The sequence below is a fragment of the Pseudoalteromonas sp. SANK 73390 genome, assembly GCF_054966645.1.
The window spans coordinates 1-4,598 of record NZ_ARPN01000057.1; the positions used below are offsets into that span (position 1 = coordinate 1).

Below are 4,598 nucleotides of genomic sequence, written 5' to 3' on the forward strand. Positions count from 1 at the left end.
GGGTATGGTTCAGGGTAATAAATTATTGTCTTCCTGACGCAGGTCAGGATCTTGCTGAGGTTATACCGCTTTAGAATAAGGCCCTGAAACAAGTTTAGGGTGACTAATATTATTTCAGGGTGACGGGTATGGCTCAGGACGATCTAACACATTGTTATCTTGCAACAAAATCACCATTAATAAATAAAGTTTGCCCTGTCGTCCACTGTGAACTTATGCACAAATGCAAAACCATGAAATTAACTCATCAATTAATGAAATAAAAGCATTTTTATTCATGAAATAAACCAAGTATAAATTACATTCTGCTGTTAACTCTAGGCAATGTTGCAGGTCGTCTTCTATGAGAGGGCAGGTGCAAGTATTAGCAAGCTGTCGACTGAAAAACGCCAGAAAGAGCAAGCATTAAACTTAGGTTTTATTACAGATAATTGGATACCAGATCACCATGAATAAACATTTTACATTTACTATTAAGAGCCTTTGTCTTGATGAACACTATCAGCCTTCAGACAATACGCGTATTACCACTAACTTTGCTAATTTGGCCAGAGGAGAGCACCGCCAACAGAACTTGCGCAATGCGTTAAATATGATCGACAACAGCTTTAATGCCTTAGCACATTGGGATAACCCTAAGGGTGAGCGATATTCAGTTGAATTGGAGATCATTTCGGTTGATATCGATATTGAGGGTAGTGGTAAGGCGTTTCCATCAATAGAGGTATTAAAAACCAACATTGTTGATCACGTCACTGATGAACGTATTGAAGGTATTGTTGGAAACAACTTTTCCTCTTATGTACGAGATTATGACTTTAGTGTTTTACTGTTTGATCACAATAAAAATCAAGCCACATTTAGCGTACCAGATAACTTTGGTGATTTACATGGCAAGCTCTTTAAGTACTTTGTAAACTCAAATACTTATAAACAGCATTTTAATAAACCACCAGTAATTTGTTTGAGTGTGTCGGATAATAAAACGTATCAACGAACTGACAATCAACATCCAGTACTAGGCTTTGAATATCAGCCAAATGAGTCATCATTGACTGAACAGTATTTTAAAAAAATGGGCTTACAGGTTCGTTATTTTATGCCGCCTCAGAGTGTTGCACCTTTGGCTTTTTATTTTTTTGGTGATTTACTTAACGACTACAGTAACCTTGAGTTGATAAGTACCATTAGCACAATGGAAACGTTTCAAAAAATTTATCGACCTGAAATTTATAATGCCAATGCGGTTGCTGGTAATTGCTATCAACCAAATTTGCAAAACCAAGACCATTCATTAACGCAAATAGTTTACGACCGAGAAGAGCGCAGTAAGCTTGCCATCAAGCAGGGTAAGTTTGCCGAAGAGTGCTTTATTAAGCCATATCAAAATGTGCTTGAGCAGTGGTCTGCGAGTTTCGCATTATAACTAATCAAAAGGAATGGCAGCATTTATTATGAAAACACTATTACCAACGTCAACAGCAGGTAGTTTACCTAAGCCTGCTTGGCTTGCTCAACCAGAAGCACTATGGTCGCCTTGGAAACTGCACGGTGAGGAATTAGTTGACGGCAAGCACGATGCATTACGTGTATCACTGCAAGAGCAGCAACAAGCGGGCATTGATATTGTCAGCGATGGCGAGCAAACACGGCAACATTTTGTAACGACGTTTATTGAACACCTTAGCGGCGTTGATTTTGAAAATCGTAAAACGGTTAAAATTCGCAACCGTTATGAAGCGAGTGTACCAACGGTTGTTGCAGCGGTTGCACGGCCAAAACCGGTATTTGTGGATGATGCAAGGTTTTTACGTAAGCAAACTAAACAACCTATTAAATGGGCGCTACCGGGACCGATGACGATGATAGATACGCTGTATGATGATCATTATAAAAGTCGAGAGAAGTTAGCGTGGGAGTTTGCCAAACTTCTCAATCAAGAAGCGAAGGATCTAGAAGCCGCAGGTGTTGATATTATTCAATTTGATGAGCCAGCATTTAATGTGTTTTTTGATGAAGTGAATGAATGGGGCGTTGCATGTTTAGAACGAGCAATAGAAGGGCTCAAGTGTGAAACCGCGGTACATATTTGCTATGGCTATGGTATCAAGGCCAATACCGATTGGAAAAAAACGTTAGGGAGTGAGTGGCGACAATACGAAACCGTTTTTCCTAAGCTACAAAAATCTAATATTGATATTATTTCATTAGAGTGCCACGGTTCTCGTGTTCCCGTTGAGCTACTTGAGCTTATTCGAGGTAAAAAAGTAATGGTGGGTGCTATTGACGTGGCAACTAATACCATAGAAACACCAGAAGAGGTTGCTAGCACCTTGCGCGAAGCACTTAAATTTGTAGATGCAGATAAGCTTTATCCTTGTACAAATTGTGGCATGGCACCTTTATCGCGTGTAGTTGCTAGAAAAAAGCTGAGCGCATTGAATGCGGGTGCGCAGATAGTCCGAAAAGAGCTGTTGGCGTAAACGTACAGTACTGTACTGTGAGTAAATTTATTTTATATGCTTAGGCCTATCCTGATACGGGTAGGCCTAGCAGACTAATAAAATTTAGAGTAAAAGCTGTGCCAACATCCGCAAGCCAGTAATGAGCAATACAAGCGCAAATACTTTTTTCAGTTTAACTGCGTCAAGCTTAGCTCCAAGCGATGCTCCGATGGGGGCAAAAAGCACTGTTAGCGGTACAATACAGATAAAACCAATTAAATTGATTAAGCCAAATGTGCCCACAGGTGCATCATTTGGCGTGCTACCAAGTATTAGCATTGTCAGCGCGCCTGGCAAAGAAATAATCAGCCCTATTGCAGCAGCCGTGCCAACGGCCTTGTGAGCAGGGTAGTTATATAAAGTGAGCAATGGCACCGAAAGTGTGCCGCCGCCAATTCCTACCATAGCACTAAAAAAGCCCACTGAGGTACTCATAACAGTTTGACCTTTGGCATTAGGCAGTTGTTGATATAGGGCCGGTTTGCCCGTTCTAAGCAGCATGTTCAAGGCTGATAAAGTAGCTATTACGCCAAACAATAGGGTAAGTATGGTGCCATCAATACGTGTTACTAACCAACTACCCACTAAAACACCTAACAAAATAAATGCGGTCCAACGCTTGAGAAGTTTAAAATCTACATTACCTTTTTGGTTATGAGATCGAATTGAACTGATTGATGTGGGTACTATGGTAGCCAATGACGTTGCAGTAGCAACCAGCATGGCAGTCTCTGCTGAAACGCCAAAGCGCTGAAATAAGAAAAACAACACAGGCACAATAACAATGCCGCCGCCCACACCGAGCAGTCCAGCTAAAATGCCAGCAAATATGCCGGTAGTAATGAGTGCGACTAAGGTAGAGATATTATTTATTATAAATTCAATGATATTCATTTACTGCAGCTTCTTGTGGTTAATAACAGCCTAAAATGTGGCTGGGCGGATATGTTTTAAGTAAAGGGTTGTGTTGATTACAATGTCCCTTATCAATAGATTGTAATGACAGTTATCTTATGAATAAAAATGATATAATTTCATTGTTCAATGAATAAATATCATCATTAATACGAGCTACTGGAGTGACCTGATGCTGGAGCGGATCCATTTAGAAATACTTACTGCAATAAAACAACATGGCACGTTAACTAAAGCCGCTGACTCTTTGCATTTATCTCAGTCAGCACTTAGCCATAGCATCAAAAAGCTAGAAGGCCAAATAGGCACCAATATATGGGAAAAAGACGGCAGAAACTTACGCCTTACAGCAGCGGGTGGACGTATTCAAACACTGGCAAATAGGGTACTTCCTCAGTTTTTACATACAGAATTGTTATTAAGTCAGATTGCCAAAGGTGAAATGGGATCGCTACGGATAGGCATGGAGTGTCACCCATGCTATCAATGGTTACTCAGGGTGATACAGCCCTATTTAGAACAGTGGCCAGAGATTGATATGGATGTGAAACAGGAGTTTCAATTTGGTGCGCTAGGTGCGTTACTAAGCTATGAAATTGATGTATTGATCACACCCGATCCGCTCTATAAACCAAAAATAGACTACATACCTGTTTTTAACTATGAGCATAGGCTTGTTGTTTGCGCATCTCACAAACTGGCAGAGCAAGATTTTGTATTACCCAATCAATTGAATAATGAAGTATTGTTTAGCTACCCCGTTGAGCCACTTCGTTTAGACATTTTTAGTCAATTTCTAAATCCTGCAAAATGCTCAGTAAAGAAACATAAAATTATAGAAACCACTGAGATCATGCTACAAATGGTTGCTGCAGGTCGTGGTGTGTGTGCTTTGCCTGGTTGGCTGGTGGATGAGCACTCAAAAACAATGCCAATCAAAAGTCTTCGCTTTGGCGAAAAAGGCATTAGTAAACAAATCTTCGTTGGTATCCGTAAAGACGAGCAGCAAATTGATTATTTAAGTGATTTTATTACTCAAGCGAAAAAAACAAAATAAGAGATGAGTATAAAATCATTGTCTTTCTGGCGAAGGTCAGGATCTTGGTGAGGTTATACCGCTTTAAAATAAGGCCCTGAAACAAGTTCAGGATGATGAATATTGGTCAGAGTATAAAATCA

General features: G+C 40.1%; 4 protein-coding genes. 3 read left to right on the plus strand and 1 reads right to left on the minus strand.

Going from position 1 to position 4,598, the window contains the following annotated elements; all coding sequences use genetic code 11:
• Positions 1–448: 448 nt before the first annotated feature.
• Both SANK73390_RS09080 and SANK73390_RS09085 read left to right on the plus strand, forming a co-directional pair.
• The gene (locus SANK73390_RS09080; RefSeq protein WP_261591754.1) at positions 449–1,426 is read left to right on the plus strand and encodes a DUF1852 domain-containing protein; all 978 of its coding nucleotides are present in this window, start codon (positions 449–451) and stop codon (positions 1,424–1,426) included.
• A gap of 28 nt (positions 1,427–1,454) precedes the next feature.
• Positions 1,455–2,483 carry a methionine synthase gene (locus SANK73390_RS09085; RefSeq protein ID WP_462765598.1) on the plus strand — a complete coding sequence of 343 codons (1,029 nt, stop codon included), beginning with the start codon at positions 1,455–1,457 and terminating at the stop codon, positions 2,481–2,483.
• 84 nt (positions 2,484–2,567) lie between these two features.
• Here SANK73390_RS09085 and SANK73390_RS09090 read toward each other — a convergent pair whose 3' ends face one another.
• A complete protein-coding gene (locus SANK73390_RS09090; protein WP_462765600.1) occupies positions 2,568–3,398 on the minus strand; it encodes a sulfite exporter TauE/SafE family protein in 831 nt (276 codons plus the stop codon).
• A gap of 193 nt (positions 3,399–3,591) precedes the next feature.
• Here SANK73390_RS09090 and SANK73390_RS09095 point away from each other — a divergent pair, with 193 nt between their 5' ends.
• On the plus strand, positions 3,592–4,476 hold the full coding sequence (locus SANK73390_RS09095; protein ID WP_462765602.1) for a LysR family transcriptional regulator: 885 nt from the start codon (positions 3,592–3,594) through the stop codon (positions 4,474–4,476).
• Positions 4,477–4,598 lie beyond the last annotated feature (122 nt).

Coding starts and splice junctions, on each gene's coding strand:
- SANK73390_RS09080 (WP_261591754.1), top strand. CDS start 449: ATGAATAAACATTTTACATTTACTATTAAGAGCCTTTGTCTTGATGAA.
- SANK73390_RS09095 (WP_462765602.1), top strand. CDS start 3,592: ATGCTGGAGCGGATCCATTTAGAAATACTTACTGCAATAAAACAACAT.
- SANK73390_RS09085 (WP_462765598.1), top strand. CDS start 1,455: ATGAAAACACTATTACCAACGTCAACAGCAGGTAGTTTACCTAAGCCT.
- SANK73390_RS09090 (WP_462765600.1), bottom strand. CDS start 3,398: ATGAATATCATTGAATTTATAATAAATAATATCTCTACCTTAGTCGCA.